The 22,442-nt window shown below is 72.1% G+C and carries 12 protein-coding genes; 11 read left to right on the top strand and 1 reads right to left on the bottom strand.

Going from position 1 to position 22,442, the window contains the following annotated elements:
• Positions 1-272 precede the first annotated feature (272 nt).
• From AB0946_RS07450 to AB0946_RS07440, 3 genes are all read left to right on the top strand, one after another.
• Complete coding sequence (locus AB0946_RS07450; RefSeq protein WP_030641278.1) at positions 273-860, top strand: sigma-70 family RNA polymerase sigma factor; 588 nt, start codon at positions 273-275, stop codon at positions 858-860.
• 165 nt (positions 861-1,025) lie between these two features.
• Positions 1,026-2,534 (top strand): IMP dehydrogenase, encoded by a 1,509-nt coding sequence (guaB, locus tag AB0946_RS07445; RefSeq protein ID WP_366759632.1) that lies wholly within the window; start codon positions 1,026-1,028, stop codon positions 2,532-2,534.
• Positions 2,535-2,675: 141 nt separating this feature from the next.
• Entirely contained in the window at positions 2,676-3,800 is a 1,125-nt protein-coding gene (locus AB0946_RS07440; protein ID WP_014674429.1) for a GuaB3 family IMP dehydrogenase-related protein, read from the top strand.
• Positions 3,801-3,908: 108 nt separating this feature from the next.
• Here AB0946_RS07440 and AB0946_RS07435 read toward each other — a convergent pair whose 3' ends face one another.
• Complete coding sequence (locus AB0946_RS07435) at positions 3,909-5,117, bottom strand: nucleotide sugar dehydrogenase (RefSeq protein ID WP_103812832.1); 1,209 nt, start codon at positions 5,115-5,117, stop codon at positions 3,909-3,911.
• Positions 5,118-5,397: 280 nt separating this feature from the next.
• On the opposite strand from AB0946_RS07435, the gene AB0946_RS07430 reads away from it, so the two are divergent.
• From AB0946_RS07430 to AB0946_RS07395, 8 genes are all read left to right on the top strand, one after another.
• Positions 5,398-7,104: a glycerol-3-phosphate dehydrogenase/oxidase gene (locus AB0946_RS07430; protein WP_366759631.1), complete on the top strand. Its 1,707-nt coding sequence runs from the start codon at positions 5,398-5,400 to the stop codon at positions 7,102-7,104.
• Positions 7,105-7,461: 357 nt separating this feature from the next.
• On the top strand, positions 7,462-9,507 hold the full coding sequence (locus AB0946_RS07425) for a serine/threonine-protein kinase (RefSeq protein WP_366759630.1): 2,046 nt from the start codon (positions 7,462-7,464) through the stop codon (positions 9,505-9,507).
• Between the two features lie 163 nt (positions 9,508-9,670).
• A complete protein-coding gene (locus AB0946_RS07420; RefSeq protein WP_366759629.1) occupies positions 9,671-12,769 on the top strand; it encodes a protein kinase in 3,099 nt (1,032 codons plus the stop codon).
• Between the two features lie 162 nt (positions 12,770-12,931).
• Entirely contained in the window at positions 12,932-14,779 is a 1,848-nt protein-coding gene (locus tag AB0946_RS07415) for a serine/threonine-protein kinase (protein WP_366759628.1), read from the top strand.
• 106 nt (positions 14,780-14,885) lie between these two features.
• Positions 14,886-16,709: a protein kinase gene (locus AB0946_RS07410; RefSeq protein WP_366759627.1), complete on the top strand. Its 1,824-nt coding sequence runs from the start codon at positions 14,886-14,888 to the stop codon at positions 16,707-16,709.
• Positions 16,706-16,921: a hypothetical protein gene (locus AB0946_RS07405; RefSeq protein ID WP_366759626.1), complete on the top strand. Its 216-nt coding sequence runs from the start codon at positions 16,706-16,708 to the stop codon at positions 16,919-16,921. The genes AB0946_RS07410 and AB0946_RS07405 overlap by 4 nt, the downstream gene beginning before the upstream one ends.
• 290 nt (positions 16,922-17,211) lie before the next feature.
• Positions 17,212-18,768: a hypothetical protein gene (locus AB0946_RS07400; RefSeq protein ID WP_366759625.1), complete on the top strand. Its 1,557-nt coding sequence runs from the start codon at positions 17,212-17,214 to the stop codon at positions 18,766-18,768.
• A 41-nt stretch (positions 18,769-18,809) separates the two neighbouring features.
• Complete coding sequence (locus AB0946_RS07395; protein WP_366759624.1) at positions 18,810-22,409, top strand: LamG-like jellyroll fold domain-containing protein; 3,600 nt, start codon at positions 18,810-18,812, stop codon at positions 22,407-22,409.
• Positions 22,410-22,442 lie beyond the last annotated feature (33 nt).

Genomic DNA, 22,442 nt, shown 5'->3' with positions numbered 1-22,442 from the left:
CCGGTCCACCCTGGTCACCCCCGCTGTCACGGCCGTCCGGGCCCCGCTCCGACGGGCGAACCGTCGTGGCGGCCGGCGGCCCGCCGGACGCGCGCTGCTCGTTTCGGCGCGGATGCCGCATCCTTGGAGGTGTGGAGTCTCTCGGGGACGAGTCGGTCGAGCGGAAGGGGAGGGCGCAGGGAATGAGTGCCGGCGCACCTGCTCATAACGCTTCGGTGCACAACCACGAGCACGATGCGACGGACCGGACGGCCGCAGGGCACCATGGACCGATGCGCGACGACGAGGCGGGCACGGCCCACGGGGCGATCGGTGCGCTCGTGCATCGTGCCGTCGACGGGGACGAGCAGGCCACGCACGATCTGCTCGCCCATGTCCACCCCCTGGCGCTGCGCTACTGCCGCACCCGCCTGTCCCGGCTGCCCGGCGACGCGCGCCACTTCGTGGAGGACCTCGCCCAGGAGGTCTGCGTGGCGGTCCTGCTCGCCCTGCCCCGCTATCGCGACACCGGCCGCCCCTTCGAGGCGTTCGTCTTCGCCATCGCCTCCCACAAGGTCGCCGACCTCCAGCGGGCCGCGATGCGCCACCCGGGATCGACCGCGGTGCCCTCCGACGAGATGCCCGAGCGGCCCGACGACTCCCTCGGCCCCGAGGAGCGCGCGCTGCTCAGCAGCGACGCCGAGTGGGCCAAGAAACTGCTGGCCAACCTCCCCGAGAACCAGCGCGAACTGCTGCTGCTGCGCATCGCCGTGGGCTTGACCGCGGAGGAGACGGGGCAGATGTTGGGAATGTCACCCGGCGCGGTCCGCGTGGCCCAGCACCGGGCCCTGAGCCGCCTGAGGGCGCTCGCCGAACAGTGAACCCCCCTGCGCGCAGCCCCAGGTGGCTCCCGCGCTGAACGGGTACGCCGCCGTTTCCGTACGAACATACGAAGCCCGGAGCGATCCCGTACCGTGGAATTTGCTAGCGACGCTTCCCGTTAGCATGGACATCCGCACCGATCAAGGCCATTTGGGGAAGGTGTCATGACTGCCAACGTCGACGGAGTGCCCGGTAAATTCGCGACACTCGGGCTGACCTACGACGACGTGCTGCTGCTGCCGGGCCCGTCGGACATGGCACCCGACGAGATCGACACCGCCTCGTACGTCTCCAAGAACGTGCGGGTCAACATCCCGCTGCTGTCCGCCGCCATGGACAAGGTGACCGAGTCCCGCATGGCGATCGCGATGGCCCGCCAGGGCGGCGTCGGCGTCCTGCACCGCAACCTCTCCATCGAGGACCAGGCCAACCAGGTCGACCTGGTGAAGCGCTCCGAGTCCGGCATGGTCACCGACCCCATCACCATCCACCCGGACGCCACGCTCGCCGAGGCCGACGCGCTGTGCGCCAAGTTCCGCATCAGCGGCGTGCCGGTCACCGACGGCGACAAGAAGCTCCTCGGCATCGTCACCAACCGTGACATGGCCTTCGAGAGCGACCGCAGCCGCCGCGTGCACGAGGTCATGACCCCGATGCCGCTGGTCACCGGCAAGGTCGGCATCTCCGGCCCCGAGGCCATGGAGCTGCTGCGCAAGCACAAGATCGAGAAGCTGCCGCTGGTCGACGACGAGGGCGTCCTCAAGGGCCTGATCACCGTCAAGGACTTCGTCAAGGCGGAGCAGTACCCGAACGCGGCCAAGGACGCCGAGGGCCGCCTGCTGGTCGGCGCCGCGGTCGGCGTGGCCGGCGACGCCTTCGAGCGCGCCCAGGCCCTGATCGAGGCCGGTGTCGACTTCATCGTCGTGGACACCGCGCACGGCCACTCCCGCCTGGTCGGCGACATGATCGCCAAGATCAAGTCGAACTCCTCCGGCGTCGACGTCATCGGCGGCAACGTCGCCACCCGCGACGGCGCCCAGGCCCTGGTGGACGCGGGCGCCGACGGCATCAAGGTCGGTGTCGGCCCCGGCTCCATCTGCACCACCCGCGTGGTCGCCGGCGTCGGTGTCCCGCAGGTCACCGCGATCTACGAGGCCGCGCTCGCCGCGAAGGAGGCCGGTGTCCCGGTCATCGGCGACGGTGGCCTGCAGTACTCCGGCGACATCGCCAAGGCCCTGGTCGCGGGCGCCGACACGGTGATGCTCGGCTCGCTGCTCGCGGGCTGCGAGGAGTCCCCGGGCGAGCTGCTGTTCATCAACGGCAAGCAGTTCAAGTCGTACCGCGGCATGGGCTCCCTCGGTGCCATGCAGACCCGTGGCGACCGCAAGTCCTTCTCCAAGGACCGTTACTTCCAGGAGGGCGTCGCCTCCGACGAGCAGCTGATCCCCGAGGGCATCGAGGGCCAGGTGCCCTACCGCGGCCCGCTCTCCTCGGTCGTCCACCAGCTGGTCGGCGGTCTGCGCCAGTCGATGTTCTACGTGGGCGGCAAGACCGTGCCCGAGCTCCAGACCAACGGCCGGTTCGTGCGGATCACCTCCGCGGGCCTGAAGGAGAGCCACCCGCACGACATCCAGATGACGGTCGAGGCGCCGAACTACAGCGGCAGGAAGTAGCGGCGGCAGCGGCCGCGGGAAGTGACGTCCACGCGCGCGTGAGGCTCGTGCCACGGCGGTCCCGGAGCATCCGGGGCCGCCGTCGCCGTACCCGTCGGCGATACTGGAAGGCGCTGCAACGCATAGGGAAAGGCCACCAACGTGACTGAGATCGAGATCGGGCGCGGCAAGCGCGGCCGCCGGGCGTACGCCTTCGACGACATCGCCGTCGTCCCCAGCCGCCGTACGCGGGACCCGAAGGAGGTCTCGATCGCCTGGCAGATCGACGCCTACCGTTTCGAGCTGCCGTTCCTGGCCGCCCCCATGGACTCCGTGGTCTCCCCGGCCACCGCGATCCGCATCGGCGAGCTGGGCGGCCTCGGCGTGCTCAACCTGGAAGGGCTGTGGACGCGGTACGAGGACCCGCAGCCGCTGCTGGACGAGATCGCCGAGCTGCCCGCCGAGCAGGCGACCCGCCGGCTCCAGGAGATCTACGCGGCGCCGATCAAGGAGGAGCTGATCGGCGCCCGCATCAAGGAGGTGCGCGACTCCGGCGTGGTCACCGCCGCCGCGCTCTCCCCGCAGCGCACCGCGCAGTTCTCCAAGGCGGTCGTGGACGCGGGCGTGGACATCTTCGTCATCCGGGGTACGACGGTCTCGGCGGAGCACGTGTCGTCCTCGCACGAGCCGCTGAACCTGAAGCAGTTCATCTACGAGCTGGACGTCCCGGTGATCGTCGGCGGCTGCGCCACGTACACGGCGGCCCTGCACCTGATGCGCACCGGTGCCGCGGGCGTCCTCGTCGGCTTCGGCGGCGGCGCCGCGCACACCACGCGCAACGTGCTCGGCATCCAGGTCCCGATGGCCACGGCCGTCGCCGACGTGGCCGCGGCCCGCCGGGACTACATGGACGAGTCCGGCGGCCGGTACGTGCACGTGATCGCGGACGGCGGTGTCGGCTGGTCCGGCGACCTGCCCAAGGCGATCGCCTGCGGCGCCGACGCGGTGATGATGGGCTCCCCGCTGGCCCGGGGCACCGACGCGCCCGGCAAGGGCCACCACTGGGGCATGGAGGCGGTCAACGAGGAGCTGCCCCGCGGCAAGAAGGTCGACCTCGGCACGGTCGGCACGGTCGAGGAGATCCTCACCGGCCCGTCCCACACCCCGGACGGCTCGATGAACTTCTTCGGCGCCCTGCGCCGCGCCATGGCCACCACCGGCTACAGCGAGCTGAAGGAGTTCCAGCGGGTCGAGGTGACGGTGGCGGACAGCCAGCACCGTCGCTAGTCGCCGAAGCGGTCACCACGACGCCGGAAGGGCCGGTCGTCCCCAGCGGACGACCGGCCCTTCCGCATGCCGCCGACCCCCGGCCCCGGCACCCCCGCGCGCCCCCCTTCACAACCGGTGCGCCGCCCCCGTGGGCGTGGCCCCCCGTGTGTCCAGCAGCAGCTGGGCCTTCACCGAGAGGCCCTGCAGGTCGTACGTCCGGTGCTGCTGGAGCAGGATCGTGAGGTCGGCGTCGGCCGCCGCCTCGTACAGGGAGTCGGCGCGCGGCACGGGCCGGTCCAGGACGCTCCACTCGGGCACGTACGGGTCGTGGTAGCTGACGGCCGCGCCCAGCCCCATGAGCCGTACGGCGATCTCCTGGGCCGGGGTGCCCTGCTGGTCGGCGAGGTCGGGCTTGTAGGTGACGCCGAGGAGCAGCACACGGGCCCCGCGCGCGGACTTGCCGTGTTCGTTCAGGAGCGTGGCCGCGCGCTGGACGACGTAGCGGGGCATGCGGCTGTTGACCTGCTGGGCCAGCTCGACCATGCGCAGGGTGCGGGTCGCGTGCCCGGTCAGGTCCAGCGGGACCCCGTGCCCGCCGACGCCCGGACCCGGCCGGAACGCCTGGAAGCCGAAGGGCTTGGTCTCCGCGCACCGGATGACGTCCCACAGGTCGACGCCCAGCTCGTGGCAGAGGACGGCCATCTCGTTGACGAGCGCGATGTTGACGTGCCGGTAGTTGGTCTCCAGCAGCTGCACGGTCTCCGCCTCGCGCAGGCCACGCGCGCGTACCACCTTGTCGGTGAGCCGGCCGTAGAACGCGGCGGCCGACTCGGTGCAGGCGGGGGTGAGACCGCCGATGACCTTGGGGGTGCTCGCGGGGGTGTGGTCGCGGCTGCCGGGGTCGACCCGGCTGGGGGAGTAGGCGAGGTGGAAGTCGCGGCCGGCGCGCAGTCCCGAGCCCTCCTCCAGCAGCGGGCGCAGGAACTCCTCCGTGGTGCCGGGGAGGACGGGCGACTCCAGGATGACCGTGGTGTGCGGGCGCAGCCGCGCGGCCAGGGTGCGGGCGGCCGCCTCGACCTGACCGAGGTCGAGTCCGCCGTCGGCACCGCGCGGGGTGGGCGCGCAGATCACCGCGGTGCGCACCCGGCCGAGCTGGGCGGGGTCGGTGACGGGGCGGAACCCGGCGGAGTGCATCCGGCGCAGCTCCGCCGGGCTGAGTGAGCCGGCCTCGGGGCCGGTGGCATAGCCGACGGTGGGGATACCGGAGGCGACGGCGGCCTGGGCGAGCGGCAGGCCGTAGGGACCGAGTCCGATGACGGCGAGGTCTGCGGGCATGGCGTGGGCCGTCCTTCCAGTAGCCGAAGCGGGACAGGAGCGCAACCGCTGTGGAGAAGACGAGCGAGTGCACTGTCAGACTAGGTACATATATGACCGTTATGCGTGATTGTGTTTGTGTGTCTTCCAAGGGTTGTGCGCAAGTTGTCCACAGGTCGGGATCCCGTGGTGGCTGAAGTCGGCCAGCCCGGTCAGAATTTGGGCAGGAGGAGGGGATGAACCGGGCTTCGCCCACCGGGTGCGGCCGACGCGAGCGAGTCTGCGACAGCGGGAGGCAGCGGTGAGGACAGCGACTCTGGGGCCGGCACAGCGGGCCGGGGCACTGGCGGCGATGGCGGAGCGCGAGCTGGACGTGCTGGTGGTCGGCGGCGGAGTGGTGGGCGCGGGCACCGCGCTGGACGCCGTCACGCGCGGTCTGTCCACCGGCCTGGTCGAGGCCCGCGACTGGGCGTCCGGCACCTCCAGCCGGTCCAGCAAGCTGATACACGGCGGCCTGCGCTATCTGGAGATGCTCGACTTCGCCCTGGTCCGCGAGGCCCTCAAGGAGCGCGGTCTGCTGTTGGAGCGCCTCGCCCCGCACCTGGTCAAGCCGGTCCCGTTCCTCTACCCGCTCCAGCACAAGGGCTGGGAGCGGCTGTACGCGGGCTCGGGCGTCGCCCTGTACGACGCGATGTCGATGGCCCGCGGCCACGGCCGCGGCCTGCCCGTGCACCGCCACCTCACCCGCCGCCACGCCCTGCGCGTGGCCCCCTGCCTGAAGAAGGACGCCCTGGTCGGCGCCCTGCAGTACTACGACGCCCAGATGGACGACGCCCGTTTCGTCGCAAACCTGGTCCGCACGGCCGCGTCCTACGGCGCGAAGGTGGCCAACCGCGCGCGCGTGACCGGGTTCCTGCGCGAGGGGGAGCGGGTCGTCGGCGCCCGGGTGCAGGACGTGGAGGGCGGCGGGGAGTACGAGATCCACGCCCAGCAGGTCGTCAACGCCACCGGTGTGTGGACCGACGACACGCAGGCCATGGTCGGCGAGCGCGGCCGGTTCCACGTCCGCGCCTCCAAGGGCATCCACCTGGTCGTGCCCAAGGACCGCGTCCACTCCACCACCGGACTGATCCTGCGCACCGAGAAGTCCGTCCTGTTCGTCATCCCCTGGGGCCGGCACTGGATCATCGGCACCACCGACACCGACTGGGACCTGGACAAGGCGCACCCGGCCGCGTCCAGCGCCGACATCGACTACCTGCTGGAGCACGTCAACTCGGTGCTGGCCGTGCCGCTCAGCCGAGACGACGTGCAGGGGGTGTACGCGGGGCTGCGCCCGCTGCTGGCCGGCGAGTCCGACGCCACCAGCAAGCTCTCCCGCGAGCACACGGTCGCCCACCCGGTGCCGGGACTGGTGGTCGTGGCGGGCGGGAAGTACACGACGTACCGGGTGATGGCCAAGGACGCCGTCGACGAGGCCGTGCACGGGCTCGACATGCGCGTGGCCGACTGCGTCACGGAGGAGACCCCGCTGCTCGGCGCGGAGGGCTACCAGGCGCTGTGGAACGCGCGAGCGCGGATCGCCGCGCGCACCGGACTGCACGTGGTCCGCGTGGAGCACCTGCTGAACCGGTACGGCTCGCTCGCCGAGGAGGTCCTGGACCTCATCGCCGCCGACCCCACGCTCGGCGAGCCGCTGCACGCCGCCGACGACTACCTGCGCGCCGAGGTGGTGTACGCCGCCTCGCACGAGGGCGCCCGGCACCTGGACGACGTCCTCACCCGCCGCACCCGCATCTCCATCGAGACCTTCGACCGCGGCACCCGCAGTGCCCGCGAGGCGGCCGAGCTGATGGCGCCCGTGCTCGGCTGGGACGAGGACCAGATCGCCCGCGAGGTCGAGCACTACGAGAAGCGCGTGGAGGCGGAGCGGGAGTCCCAGATCCAGCCGGACGACCAGACCGCGGACGCGGCGAGGCTCGGCGCGCCGGACATCGTGCCGCTGTAGCGGCGGCCGACGTTCACTCGAACGAGTGGCCGTTTCCGGGATCTCCGCTCGAATTCCGGCCGTTGTTCCGGGTGAGGGGGGACAACTCGGCCGAAAGTGGGGCGGGTTCGAGGCGGGGGTCGCCGTCGCCGGTGAACAGCGGCATCGGGGGCACCGGTATGGACGGGACTGTCCGAAGCGTCGGCAGTCCGGTTCCTCCCTTCTCACGACCCGTCATCCCGGTAAGCGGAAGACCTGCTTCAGGCGGGCCTCCGGGGTGGCGGGGGCGGGCTCGGGCCAGGAGCACCCTGGGCGTCGGGCACTTGTCGGGTGAGAGACAATGGAGGCTCTGTCAGGGCGGGTTGTATGAGGGGACGCATGTCGGAGGCGGAGCGGGCGGGTACATCTCGTCAGGAGACTCGTCAGGACAAGAACGAGCGGCGTCTCCTCGCGGGGCGGTACCGGCTGGGAGACGTGCTGGGCCGTGGCGGTATGGGCACGGTCTGGCGCGCCGAGGACGAGACCCTGGGCCGGACGGTCGCCGTCAAGGAACTGCGGTTCCCGTCGAACATCGACGAGGAGGAGAAGCGGCGCCTGATCACGCGCACCCTGCGCGAGGCCAAGGCGATCGCCCGGATCCGCAACAACAGCGCGGTGACGGTCTTCGACGTCGTCGACGAGGACGACCGGCCCTGGATCGTCATGGAGCTGGTCGAGGGCAAGTCCCTCGCCGAGGTCATCCGCGAGGACGGCGTGCTGGAGCCGAAGCGCGCCGCCGAGGTGGGCCTCGCCGTCCTCGACGTGCTGCGTTCCGCGCACCGGGAGGGCATCCTGCACCGGGACGTGAAACCGTCCAACGTGCTCATCGCCGAGGACGGCCGGGTCGTGCTCACCGACTTCGGCATCGCGCAGGTCGAGGGCGACCCGTCCATCACCTCCACCGGCATGCTCGTCGGCGCCCCCTCCTACATCTCCCCGGAGCGGGCCCGTGGCCACAAGCCGGGACCGGCGGCCGACCTCTGGTCCCTCGGCGGCCTGCTGTACGCGGCGGTCGAAGGCACCCCGCCCTACGACAAGGGTTCGGCGATCGCCACGCTCACCGCGGTGATGACCGAGCCCCTGGAGGAGCCGAAGAACGCCGGACCGCTGCGGGACGTCATCTACGGCCTGCTGACCAAGGACCCGGCCCAGCGGCTGGACGACGCCGGGGCGCGGGCCATGCTCAACGCCGTGATCCGGGCGCCCGAGCCCAAGCCGCTGGACGCCACGCAGGTGGTCCCGCTGCCCGCCCAGCCCGGTGGGCCCGCGGGCAGACGGGGCGAGGAGGGCGGCGAGAAGCTGCGCGGCGCCCTGCGGTCGGTCCGCAAGGCGGCCGGGGCGGCCACGGCGGCGGCGACCGCGCGGACCAAGAGCGCGAACGAACCGTCCGCGCCGGGGACGGGCGGCGCGGTGGGCGCCGGTGGCGCGGTCGCCGGGGAGACGCGGCCCGGGTTCTCCGCCGGGCCGGGGGGCGTACCCGCCGCGAGGCCGGGCGGCGCGGCGTCCGGTGCCGCCGGCGTGCCGAACTCCAGCACGAACAAGCAGGGTTCCGGCTGGCCCGTGGTGCCGCCGCCGGACCTGGACCTGCCGACCCGGCCGGTGCCGAGGGCCCCGCTGACCGACGTGGTGCCGAAGCGGACGCTGCTGATCATCGCCGTGGTGGTCGTGCTCGCCGTGCTCGGGATCGTGCTGGCCCTCACCCTGGGCGGCGACGACGGCAAGGGTGACAAGAGCGGCGGGGCCGGGGCCGCGGCCAGTCCCGGCGCCTCCGCCAAGCGGGACAAGGGCACGGGCGGCGGCACGGCCACCGGGCCCCGCACGGACGGGGCGACCTCGGCCTCCGCGACCACCGGGCCGACGACGGGCACCGGGGCGAGCCCGTCCGCCGGCTCCGACAGCGGTTCCGGCTCCTCCGCCGACGACTCCTCCGGGTCGAAGGGCGGCGGCAGCGCTCCGGTGGTCTCCACCCGCAAGGGCGGCCAGGGGTACTCGATCGGGCTGCCCAAGGGGTGGAAGTACCAGTCCAGCGGGGCCGCCGGTGACCGCTACACCGGGCCCGGCGGGCAGAAGCTGCTCATCGCCTGGACCGGCACGCCCAAGGACGACCCGGTCGCCGACTGGAAGAGCCAGGAGCGCTACATGGTGCGCTCCCAGTACCACAAGATCCGCATCGAGAAGGTCGACTACCGCAACTGGAACACCGCCGACTGGGAGTTCACCTACGTCGAGGGCGGCACCGGGTACCGCACGATCGACCGGGGGTTCGTGGTGAACGACCACCTCGGTTACGCGCTGATGTACACCGCGAAGGGCGCCGACTGGCACGGCGAACTGCGCAAGGACACCTGGAAGACGTTGACGAAGTCCTTCGAACCCAAGTCATAGGCGCCGTGTGCCGGTTTGGTACGTGAGAATCCGTCATCCTCTCAATGCGGGTTGCCTCCGGCACGTATCGTGAAGGGTCGCGGACCGTACGCGGCCGGACGCGTGTACGAAACGGGTCGCGGGGCGAACGGATGTGACCAACCGGGCGGCCGGGGGAGGCAAAGTGGACGACTACGCGGGTCGGGTGCTCGCCGACCGCTACCGCCTGCCACTGCCGCCGTCCGACGAGTACGAACTCACCGAGACCCGCGCCTTCGACACCTACAGCGGTCAGGAAGTCCTCGTCCGCCAGGTGCCGTTGCCGGAGGTCGTCGAGGCCGAGGTGCTCGACGCGGAGGGGCTGCCCGCCGGGTTCACCGCACGGGAGCGCGCGTCCCGCCGGGCGCCGGAGGCGAGGACCGCCACCCGGCGGCCCGCCGATCCGGCGGTGCGGCGCGCCGTCGAGGCCGCGCAGGCGGCGGCCGGCATCCCCGACCACCCCCGGCTGGACCAGGTCTTCGACGTGTTCGCCGAGGGCGGGTCCCTGTGGATCGTCAGCGAACTGGTGAACGCGCGCCCGCTGGCCGCCCTGCTCGCCGAGAGGCCGCTGACGCCGTACCGGGCGGCCGAGGTCGCCTCCGACGTGCTCATGGCGCTCCGGGTGCTGCACGCCCACGGCTGGGTGCACCGCAACATCACCGTCCGCACGGTCCTCGTCTGCGACGACGGCCGCGTGATGCTGACCGGTCTCGCGGCCGGCGCGGCGGAGGAGGCGCTGAGCGGATACGACCCGGTGCCGGCTCCCGAGGACCAGGACGGCGACACGGGCGAGGGGTTCGGCGCCGAGCCGGGTTCCGTCGGCGGCGCAACCCTGGGCGCCGGCCCCGGCACGGCAGGCGGCGAGGTCGCCGCCGGTGCCGGTGGCCGTAGCGGCGGCGTGGACGCGGGGTCCGCCGGGGACGTCGATCCCGAGGCCGCGCGGCGGGCCGCCATCCAGGCGCGGGCGGCCGGAGGGCTGCCCGCCCCGGGGGCGAACGGCGGCGCCGGCGCGGTGGGCCGGCCGGCTCTGGAGAGCGGTGCCGACATCCGGGCCGCCCGGGCCGGGGCCATCGCCGCGTATCGGGCGGGCGCCCGGGCCGCCGCCCGGGTGCACGAGGCCCAGCAGGGCGAACGCGCGGCCCTGCCGGGCGCGCGGCCACCCGCCGACGACACCGACACCGGCGCGGCACGGCCGTACCCCGGTGAATCCGGCGAGGGCACCGGTACCGGCACCACGGCACCGCCCGGCCGGATAGCGGACCCCTACGGGGTGCGCGGCGCCCCCTGGCACGGCGCCGCACCGCGCCCCGGAACCGGCGGCACACCCCCGGCCCCGGACGGCGGGGCCCACCGACCGGGCCTGCCACCGGCGAACCCCGCCACCGGGCGGGCGTCCGTGCCGGGTCAGGGATACGGGCCGGGGCGGGCCCCGGTGCCGGGCGGGGAGTGGGGCCGGCAGGCGCGGGGGGTGTCCGAGCCCGGCTACGCGGGTGCCACCCCGCCGTACTCCGCACTCGAACCCGCACCCGCCGACGACACCGACACCGGCGCGGCACGGCCGTACCCCGGTGAATCCGGCGAGGGCACCGGTACCGGCACCACGGCACCGCCCGGCCGGATAGCCGACCCCTACGGGGTGCGCGGCGCCCCCTGGCACGGCGCCGCACCGCGCCCCGGAACCGCCGGCACACCCCCGGCCCCGGACGGCGGGGCCCACCGACCGGGCCTGCCACCGGCGAACCCCGCCACCGGGCGGGCGTCCGTGCCGGGTCAGGGATACGGGCCGGGGCGGGCCCCGGTGCCGGGCGGGGAGCGGAGCCGGCAGGCGCGGGGGGTGTCCGAGCCCGGCTACGCGGGTGCCACCCCGCCGTACTCCGCACTCGAACCCGCACCCGCGTCCGGCACCGCCTCCGCGTACGGCGGTGTCCCCACGGCCGGCGCCGGTCACTCCGGGGCGCCGGGCGGTGGCTGGGACCAGCCCGGCGGCGTGCGCCGTGGGCCCGGGACCGCGCTCGCCGCCGAGCGGGCGCGGCAGGTGCGGATGACCGTGGTGGGGCCGGTGACCGAGCGCTGGGCACCGGAGCAGGCCGGGCCCGTGCACGAGAACTGGCAGCTGGCGGCGCCCATCGGCCCGGCCACCGACCTGTGGGCGCTGGGCGCGCTGCTGTTCCGAGCCGTGCAGGGGCACGCGCCGTACCCGGAGGAGTCCACGGCCGAGCTGGTCCAGCTGGTGTGCGCCGAGCCGCCCGCCTTCGCCGAGGAGTGCGGGCCGCTGCGGCCGGTCGTGGAGTCGTTGCTGCGCCAGGATCCCACCGAGCGGCCGGACGTCGAGGAGCTGAGCGGCTGGCTGCGGTCGCTGGTGCGGTCCGCGCCCGAACCGGACGCCGGCACCCATGTCGTCCCCACGCCGCCCGCCGACCCGAGCCGGCTGCCGATCGTCCGGCGCCGTGGCGAGCTGGTGCGCCGGCGGCGCGCCGGGCTGCCCGCGGCCCATCCGCACGGCCGGCACAAGCGGGCCCGGGACGGCGCGGGTTCGCCGCGCAGCCTCGGCCGGACCCTGCTCCTGCTGATCCTGCTCCTGCTGGCCGGTGCGATCGCCTACGCGATGCTCTTCATGCCGAAACAGGGTGAGAGCGGCGCGGCGGGCGGCGACCGTACCGGCGGCGCCGGGCAGACCGGTCCCGCGCCCTCGCACACCCCGCGCCCCTCCGCCGGGCAGAGCGCACCGGGCGGCGACGCCTCCGCCTCCGCGCCCGCGACCGAGACGCAGACGGGCGGGGACCCGGCCGTCCCCGACGGGTTCACCCTGCGCAAGGACCCGGACGGCTTCAAGGTCGCCGTCGCCGAGGGCTGGGCCCGCACCCCGAAGAACGGCAGCGGCCAGGTGGTCTACGCGCACGGGAACTTCGAGCTGATCGTCGTACCGGGACGGGACGGGACGGCCGCGTACGGCAGCGATCCGATGGTCTATCAGCGGGACAAGGAGCGCGAACTCCAGCCGTACCGCGACTCCAGCTGGGCCACGGCCGGCGGGCTGCGGACCATCGAGGTGGGTGGACGGACCATGGCCGAGGGGCAGTTCACCTGGACCGACGGGCAGGGCCGGGACCTGTTCGTGCGGAACATGGCGCTGTTGCTGAACGGCCGCTACCACATCGTCCAGGTGCGCGGTCCGGAGGCGGAGCGGGACGAGGTGACGCGGCTGTACGAGCAGGCTACCGCGACGTATCGCTACACCGGTTGAGCAGCGTGTGTCCGGGGCCGTGCGGTGCCCGTGCGGTTCCCTCTCTCGCGCGGAAATGACCATCGTCACAGTGCGGTTTCCGTGGCACCCCGCTGGTTCCCTGGGGGCAGGCCGGTCCTTAGTCTGACCCTGTCAAGAGCATTGCGGGGCAACGTGAATCAGATGCAGGGCCTGCTCATAGCGGGCCGCTACCGGCTCGCCGACTCCATCGGCAGCGGCGGCATGGGCCGGGTGTGGCGCGCCCACGACGAGGTGCTGCACCGGCAGGTCGCCGTCAAGGAGTTGACCGCCGCGCTCTACGTCTCCGACAGCGACCGGGGCGTGCTGCTCGCCCGGACCAGGGCCGAGGCCCGGGCCGCCGCGCGGATCAACCACTCGGCCGTCGTCACCGTGCACGACGTCCTGGAACACGACGGCCGCCCGTGGATCGTGATGGAGCTGGTCGAGGGCGCCTCGCTGGCCGACACGGTCAAGGAGCGGGGGCGCGTGGAGCCGGCGGAGGCCGCGCGGATCGGGCTGTGGGTGCTGCGGGCGCTGCGCGCCGCGCACTCCGCCGGGGTGCTGCACCGGGACGTCAAGCCCGGCAACGTCCTCCTCGGCGCGGACGGCCGGGTCCTGCTCACCGACTTCGGCATCGCCCAGATCGAGGGCGACACCACCATCACCCGCACCGGGGAGGTCGTCGGCTCGGTCGACTACCTGGCCCCCGAGCGGGTGCGCGGCCACGACCCCGGCCCGGCCTCCGACCTGTGGGCGCTCGGCGCCACGCTGTACACGGCGGTCGAGGGGCGTTCGCCGTTCCGGCGGACCTCACCGCTGAGCACCATGCAGGCGGTCGTCGAGGAGGAGGCGGCCGAGCCGCGCCACGCCGGTGTGCTCACCCCGGTCATCGCCGCGCTGCTGCGCAAGGACCCGGCCCGGCGGCCGGGCGCGGAGGAGGCCGAGCAGATGCTCGCCGAGGCGGCGGAGAACCGCCGGCCGCGCGCCGCGCAGGCGTTCGTCCCGACCCAGGGCTCGGGCTTCCCCACCGCCACCGGACGTCACCAGGGCCCGGGCACGCCCCCGCCCGGCCACGGCGCCGACACGACGGGCGGCGGCTACGGCCCGGGCACGGCGGCCGAGGCCTACGGCTCCGGGACCCCGGCTTCCGGCTACCGTCCGGGCGCCCCGGGCGAGGGCTACGGCGCGAACTCCTCCCAGGGGCACCGCACCGGTGGCCCGACGGCCGCGTACGGATCCGGCCCGGCCGCTACCCCGTACGGTTCCGGCTCCGCCACCTCCCCCTACGGCCCCGCGTCCACCGGGCCCGGACACGACCCGGGTTCCGTCGGCGGGTTCACGGTCCGCGGGCCGGCGTCCGTCCGGCCCCGCCGGCGGCTGCGCACCCTCGCGGTGGTCGTCGCGCTGGCCGCGGTGCTCGGCGGTGCCGGGGCGGTGGCGATCCAGCACTGGGGCGGGCGGGACACCGGCTCCGGCGGCGAGGTGAGCCCGGCGCCCGCCGACAGCGAGACGGCCGGGGCCGACGGCGCGCTTCCCGCCGGCTGGACGACGTACCACGACCCGCTGGGCTTCAGCCTCTCCCTGCCCAAGGGCTGGAAGCGCAAGGTGTACGGCATCCAGGGCGACCTCAAGCAGATCGACTACACGCCCGACGACGGCAAGCACTTCGTCCGCATCGCCATCGACGGCTCACCGGACTTCGCCGACCCCCTCTCCCACCAGCAGGACCTGGAGCAGCAGCTCCAGCGGCTGGTCGACTACCGGCGCGTCACGATGAAGGAGAACGTCTACCGCGACCGCAAGGGCGCCCGGTGGGAGTACACCTGGACCGCGCTGAAGAAGGACCCGCCCTACGTCCCCGGGCCGCGGCACGCGGTCGAGGAGACCTACTTCTCCCGCCAGGGCACCGAGTACGCCCTCTACATGTCCTCGCCGGCCGAGGACTGGGCCACGACCAGCGAGCAGTTCACCTGGGTGCTGCGCGGCTGGCGGCAGCCGGACGAGGGCTGAACCGGCCTCGGCGGTCGCCGAGTCGGCCGAAAATGGCAGGCTGACCGGTGTGTCTTGGCCGGTCGGTGTCCCGGGGGGCACGGGTACCGTGCGGCATGATGGGCCCATGGGGACCGAGGGAGCCGGCTTCCGGCTGATCGCGGGCCGTTACCGCCTGGAGGAACGCGTCGGGCGCGGCGGCATGGGCGTCGTGTGGCGGGCGAGCGACCAGGTGCTGGGCCGTCAGGTGGCGGTCAAGGAACTCCTGCCCGACGACGCGCTCCCGGACGACGACGCGCGCCGCCGCCGGGACCGTACGCTCCGCGAGGCGCGCGCGGTCTGCCAGTTACGCCACCCGCACATCATCGTCGTGCACGACGTGGTGGAGCAGGACGAACGGCCGTACCTCATCATGGAGTTGATCGACGGCGGTTCGCTCGCCGACCGGATCGACCGGCACGGTCCGGTCGACGCCTCCGAGGCCGCGCGGATCGGCATCGCCCTGCTGAGCGCGGTGCGCACCGCGCACGAGGCGGGCGTGCTGCACCGGGACATCAAACCCGCGAACGTGCTGATCGAGTCGGGCACCGACCGGGTCGTCCTCACCGACTTCGGCATCGCGCAGGTCCTGGGCGCCACCACGCTCACCGAGACCGGCTCGTTCGTCGGCTCGCCCGAGTACACCGCGCCGGAGCGGATGTCCGGGCTGCGCACCGGGCCGGAGTCCGATCTGTGGTCGCTGGGCGCGCTGCTGTGCACGGTGCTCAGCGGCGAGTCGCCGTTCCGGCGCGACTCGCTCGGCGGCATCCTGCACGCCGTCGTCTCCGACGACATCCGCCCGCCGGCCGAGGCCGAGCCGCTGCTGCCGGTCGTGCTGGGGCTGCTGGAACGCGACCCGGACCGGCGACTGGGCGCGGCGGACGCCGAGCGGATGCTGTGGACATATCTGGAGACCGGCCGGACGCCGCCCGCGCCGGGCGACCCGGGCCCGGCGGGAGCGCACGGCGGCGGGCTCATCCACCGGATCGGCGGCAGCCTCACGCCCAGGGTCTTCCGCTCGGATCAGGCCGGACCAGGGAGCGGTGCCAGACCCCGCGAGCCCGGCATGACCCAAACGAGAGGCCCTCAGTCCCCGGCACCGTACACGCCGGCGCAGCGGGACCTGCCCCACGGCGGACCGCCGCCGGCCGGCCCGGCCAGGACGCCGCTCGAACCGCCCCCGGCGCGTTCCTCACCGCGCGGCACGCTGGTCGCGGCACTGCTCGTCGCCGCGCTGGCCGGGGCCGGCGTGTCGGCCGCGGCGCTGCTGCTGCACGGGAGCGGGGACGGGGGCGGCGGCTCGCCGGGCGGTACCGCGACGAGCCCGGCGACCCGGACCGGCACGGGAGGCACGACGGTGTCCCCGTCACCGACCCGAAGGGGCACGGGCGGTACGGCCGTCTCCCCGTCGCCGACCGGGACCGCACCGGCACCGCCGCTCAACCCCGGCGCCGGCTCGCGCACCGCGCCCTCCGGTTACCGCACGGCCCGTGACCCGGCCGGCTTCTCCCTCGCGGTACCGGAGGACTTCACCCGCAGCCCCGAGGGCCCACGCGTCTTCTACCTCTCGCCGGGCGGGACCTTCCGGCTGGGCATCCGGGTCGGCGGGCCCCAGCCGGGCGGCCCCGAGGCGGCGATGAACCGCTCCGCCGCCGACGGCCCCTCCACCAACCCCGGGTACCACGACGGACGCGTCATCCGGACCACGCAGCACGGACACCCGGCCGCGCTCTGGGAGTTCACCTGGGACGGCTTCAGCGCGGCGGAGGGCCCGCGCCACACCTACGACCTGTGCTGGGAGGAGAACGGCCGGCTGTACGACGTGTGGGTGTCGGCACCGGTCGGGCAGGTGCGGGAGGCGCGGGAGTACTTCGACGTGGCGGTGGACACGTTCTCGGCCACCGGTGTGTGACCGGCGGCCTCACCGTCCAGGGGGCGAAGCTGACGATCGCCGACCTGGCTCGGAGAGGGAATCCATTGTGCGTCGGCGCGATTACCGAACCCGTGGGCCGCGCCGTTGTGACGCTCGACGCGCAAAAGCAGGAAGTCGAACTGATTAATGCCTGGATGATGCGGCTGTTATGCCATTTGAATTTAAGCAAAAATAGACTTCGTGCGCCATGAACCTACCATGACGCTCCTGTATTCGTCAGGTAAAGATTTGGCGAAACGCCCTGACCAGGCCCGATGGGAGGGCGACTGGTGCCCGTTTTATTCTTGTTGGCTGGGTAATGCTCTCGTCGGCTGGGTTGGGGCACATACAGCAAAGATGACCGCATTATGAGCATCGGCTTGTGTGTGTTCAGGCTTGACGGCGGTCTTGACGATCTTTCCATTGCTCGTATTTAGTTTCCCCTTACGTGATTCATGGGTCTGCCTTACCTGGCGCGCCCTAAAACAACTAGGGGTGGGGTGTGCGTACGCGTGCACGTCTGACGGGAGTACTGGCCGGAGTCGCCGGTATCTTCCTCGCCGCGACAGGTGTCGTGACGTTGGGGTCGCCGGAAGCGGCGGCGGCCACGTGCGTGGGGGGAACGTCCAGTGACTTCAACGGCGACGGAGTGACCGACACGGTCATCGCCGACCCGGACGCGACGGTGAACGGAGTCAGGAACGCCGGACTCGTCCGGGTCGTCCTCGGCGGCGGCAAGGGGGTATCGGAGATCTCCCAGGCGACCAGCGGCATGAACGCGACGCCTGAGCCCAGCGATCACTTCGGCTTCTCGCGCACGTCGTACGACGCCGATGGTGACGGGTGCACAGACCTGGTGGTCGGCACCCCTTACGAGGACGTCCTCCAGAACGGCAAGCAGCTCGTCGACGCCGGGGCGATCTATGTGATCCATGGCACGACGACCGGCATCGGCGCCGGCTCGAAGATCGAGTCGTACACCCAGACACAGCTCGACCCGGCCACCTCCACCGAGGCGTACGACTGGTTCGGCTACACGGTGCGGGCGGGTACGACGGCGAGCAACGCCCCATTCCTGGTGGTCGGCGTGCCCGGTGAGGACGTCGCTGTGGACGGCAAGACATACGTGGATGCCGGCTGCATCGAGTATGTCCAGGGCACGACTGTCGCGACGGTGAACCAGAACCACCCGGGTGTGCCCGGCGTCGTCGAGGCGAACGACCGGTTCGGTTACTCAGTCGCTGGGACCAACCGCTACTTCGCCGTGGGCGTGCCGGGTGAGGCGATCGGCGACCAAGAGTTCGCGGGCGGCGTCACGATCTTCAGCCACACCATCTCCGGCGGTCTGCCCACCCCTCTGGTCGGCATCGACCAGAGCAGCACCGGCATCGTCGGCGACCCCGAGGCAGGCGACGGCTTCGGCACGTCGATCTCCGCGACGAACTACCGGCCGAGCGACCAGACGTACAACTCGGACGTCCTCGTCGCCATCGGGATTCCGGGGGAGGACATCGGGACCACGGCGGACGCGGGCAGCGTCGAGGTGGTGAGGGTCCAGCCATCCGGCGCTGTCACCCCGGTCACGTCCTTCAACGCCGGCACGACGGACGTCGAGGGCGATCCCGCGGCCGGTGACTTCCTGGGACAGCGGTTGACGATCAACAACACCGACACCAGCGTCGTCACGACGAGCGCCAACATCCGGCTCGCGGTCGGTATCCCGGGCAAGGACACCGCCAGCGCGAAGGACGCGGGGGCGATCCAGGTCTTCCGCCCGCTGGACACCGCGGTCGGAGCCAAAGACAGGCTGCTGACCCGGGGCTCGGGTCTGCCGGGTACCGCCACGACACGCGATTACCTCGGTATGGCCCTGACCTCCGGAAGCACGAACCTCTACGTCGGCGTGCCCTACAGCAAGGCCGCCGACTCCCTGAAGGGCGTGCTGTACGTCCTGCCGTGGACGAACGCCGACGGGACCACCAACAGCGGCACTACCACATACCTGCCCGGCTCAGGCGGCCTGCCCGACGCAGGCGAGGCGTTCGGAATGGTCGGATGAGCGACGGTCACGAGATCCCGGGGAGAAGGAACCACCGCACGATGACACTCCGTAGAAGCGGCAGGGGTGTCGCCTCCATAGCACTCGCGGCGCTGTTGGCGACCGGCCTCAGCGCCGTACCGGCCGAGGGCCAGGCCTCTGCGACGGCCGCCGAAGGCACGCATGCGGCGAAAGACACCCCGGCGCTGACCGCGTCCGGCGCGCAGGCCGTGGCCGAGAAGTCCGGCGATCAGGTGGAAATCCTCAGCCTGCGGGACGAGCGCAGCACCACGTACGCCAACCCCGACGGCACGTTCACGACCACCGAGTACGTCCAGCCCGTCCGCACCCGCGTCGACGGGAAGTGGACGGACATCGACACCACGCTGGTCAGGCAGAAGAACGGGTCGTACGCGCCGAGGGCCGCACTGTCCGCGATGGCGTTCTCCGGTGGCGGCGACACGACGTTCGCCGAGATACAGCAGGACGGGCGCTCGCTCTCCTTCGACTGGCCGCACAAGCTGCCCAAGCCGAAGGTCGGCGGTTCGACGGCCACCTATGTCGACGTCCTGCCCGGCGTCGACCTCAAGGTCACCGCGAGCGCCGAAGGCTTCTCTCATGTGCTGGTCGTCAAGAACGCGAAGGCGGCCGCGAATCCCGAACTGGCCGAAGTGCGGCTCCCGGTCGGCACGTCCTCGGTGAAGCTGAAGGAGAGCGGCGACGGCGGTCTCAGAGCCACTGACGCCGGCTCCGGGGGGACCGTCTTCGAGGCTCCGCAGCCGGTGATGTGGGACTCCAGCCACGCGGCCGTGGACGCACCCGCCACCGAGGACGAGAGCACCCAGACCCCCCCGGAGGGCGCCCAAGTCGCCGACGTCGACGTGGACGTCACCGGGGACGGGATGACACTCACCCCCGACAGCGGTCTGCTCACCGACGACGACACGGTCTACCCCGTCTACATCGATCCCGTCGTCAAGACCGCCAACCGCAGCTCTTGGACCATGGTGTCCTCGCACTACTCCAGCACCTCCTTCTGGAAGTTTGACGACGACGAGGGCGTGGGCCTGTGCCCGTCCGACGTGTCCTACCGCTGTTCCAGCTCGTCCGATGTCAAACGGCAGTTCTTCGCCCTCCCGACCGCCACCTTCGAGGGCAAGGGCATCGTCAACGCCGAGTTCGCGGTCACCCAGGTCTTCACCTACAGCTCCAGCGCCCGAGAGGTACAACTGGCACGGGTCAACAGCACCGGTGCAAGCGCGATCAACTCGTCCACCAACTGGTCGAACCAGCCCTCGTCCAAGGAGACGATCGCCACCAAGTCGCCCACGGAGACGGCCGGCTCGTGCACGTCGACCAACCAGAACGTGCGCTTCGGCGTGACCGGCACCATCCAGAAGGCGGCGGACAACGGCTGGGGCACCACCACCTTCCGCCTCAAGGCGGGCAGTGAGTCCGACACGTCGTACTGGAAGAGGTTCTGCGGCAACGCGCACCTCGAGGTGACGTACAACCGCCCGCCGTTGGAGCCGGACCAGAGCGATCTGAGCATGATCCCCGGCGACACGTGCGAGTACGGCCACGCTACGGATCACTACGTGACCGAGCCGCCCACTCTCTACGCCGTCATCAAGGACTACGACCACAACGACACCGGCTCCAACAGCGAGAGCCTGCAGGCTCATTTCAAGGTCTGGTGGACCAGCGGGACCACCGAGGTCGTCCACTACGCGACGACACCGAAGAAGACCACCACGGGTACCGGTCAGACCGGTCAGGCCACGTTCAGGTACACCGTGGGCGACGACATCTCCGGCGACGGCGAGCCTGGCTTCACCATCCCGCAGAACACCACCATCGCCTGGGCGGTCCAGGGCTACGACCAGAGCGACTACGGTGCCTGGTCCACCGACGGCGACCAGACCCGTTGCGAGTTCATCTACGACAACTCCAAGCCCAAGTCCGCCGTCATCACATCGACGGACTACCCGGCCGACGACACTTGGCACGCGGGCGTCGGGGACTACGGCTCCTTCACCATGGACTCTCCGTCCCCCGACGTGACGGCGTATTCGTACTACTTCACCGGCCCGCGGGCCGACAACACGAAGAAGAAGCTGACTCCCGCCACGGTCGGCGGACCGGTGACCCTTCGCTGGATGCCACCGAGCGAGGGCTCCTACACCCTGCACGTGACCGCGATCGACGGCGCGGGCAACCCGCAGAAGACCCCTACTGCGTACGTCTTCCTGGTCAGCGACGGCCGAGCACCCGTGGCCGGCTGGACGCTCGGCGACGCCAAGGGCGCCACGAAGGCGGCCGGCAGCAGCGGCGCGCCCGACGCCACCGCCGGTACCGGGGTGACGTTCGGCGCCGGGGGCCCGCTCGGCTCGACCGACACCGCAGCCTCCTTTGACGGCAGCGAGAACGCCTACCTCGACGCGGGCGCGCCCGCTGTCGACACCGGCAAGACCTTCTCGGTGAGCGCCTGGGTGATGCTGCCCACGCTGCCCACGCAGAACATGACCGTGGTCAGCCAGGACGGCACGGCCCAGCCAGGCTTCGAACTCGGCTACGACGTCGACTCCGCCTCCTGGACCTTCCGCATTCCCCTCAGCGACATGGAGTCACTGGGCAGCTGGAAGGTCTCGGGTGCGGCAGCCGTCCCCGGCAGCTGGACTCACCTCATCGGTGTGTACGACGCCGAGCTCGGCAAGATGATGCTGTACGTCAACGGAATACTCGTCGCCGATGACGTCCAGGCCCGCCATACCGTCTGGAGCGCGACCGGTGCTCTGCAGATCGGTCGCAAGCTCTCCCCCGGTGGCTACGTCAACCCCCTCAAGGGCAGCGTCGCCGACGTCAAGCTTCATGACCGGGTCATCCCGCCCACCGAGGGACAGGAGCTCGGCGGCATCAGACCCCACCAGCTCGCCTACTGGCAGCTGGATCAGGCGGCGGCCGGAATCTCACCGGAGACGAACGGCGGTGCTGGGCTCACCCTTGGCGGCGGCGCCTCCATCTACGTACCGGACGACTCCTGCGACCCCGCATCGGACCCGGACTGTGTCCCGCCCGCGGCACCCCTGTGGGGCGACGGGAACTTGGTCCTCAACGGCAGCAACGCGTACGCCGCCAGGGCCGGTGCCGGACCGCTCTCCGCGCAGGACAGCTTCACTCTGACCGCCCGAGCCCGGCTCATCTCGGCGAACCCGACCGCGGACGAGACGGTGCTGTCGCTGGCCGGTGCCAACGGCAGCGCGATCAAAGTCAGGTACCAGGTCTCAAGCGCCCGCTGGCAGTTGGTGGTGACCAGCGCGGACTCCGCGTCCCCGGTGACTACGACGTTGCTGGACAACGCCGATCCGCCCAGCTCGGAGGGCGACGGCGACCACTTGGCGCTGGTCTACAACGCGGTTTTCGGTGACGTCCTGCTGTACGTCAACGGCACCGCGGTGGCCGACGCTTCCTGGGACAACACCTGGGACTTCAGTACGACGAGCCTCCAGGTCGGCCGTGCGCTGACCGGGACGACGGCACGTGAGTACTTCTCCGGCGCCGTCGACGAGGTGCGCATGTACCAGGGTCCGTTGGACGCCTCAATGGTGACGACCGTCGCGGTCCTCCCGGGCGGCGCGAGCATCGACGAGACCTCGGCGTAACCGTCCCGATGCACGGGCGGGTGGCAACGGTGC

Source organism: Streptomyces sp. NPDC046870 (assembly GCF_040704595.1).
Classification (GTDB): domain Bacteria; phylum Actinomycetota; class Actinomycetes; order Streptomycetales; family Streptomycetaceae; genus Streptomyces; species Streptomyces argyrophylli.
The sequence above is the reverse complement of the archived record's forward strand: the minus strand, read 5'-3'. Positions and strand labels throughout refer to the sequence as shown.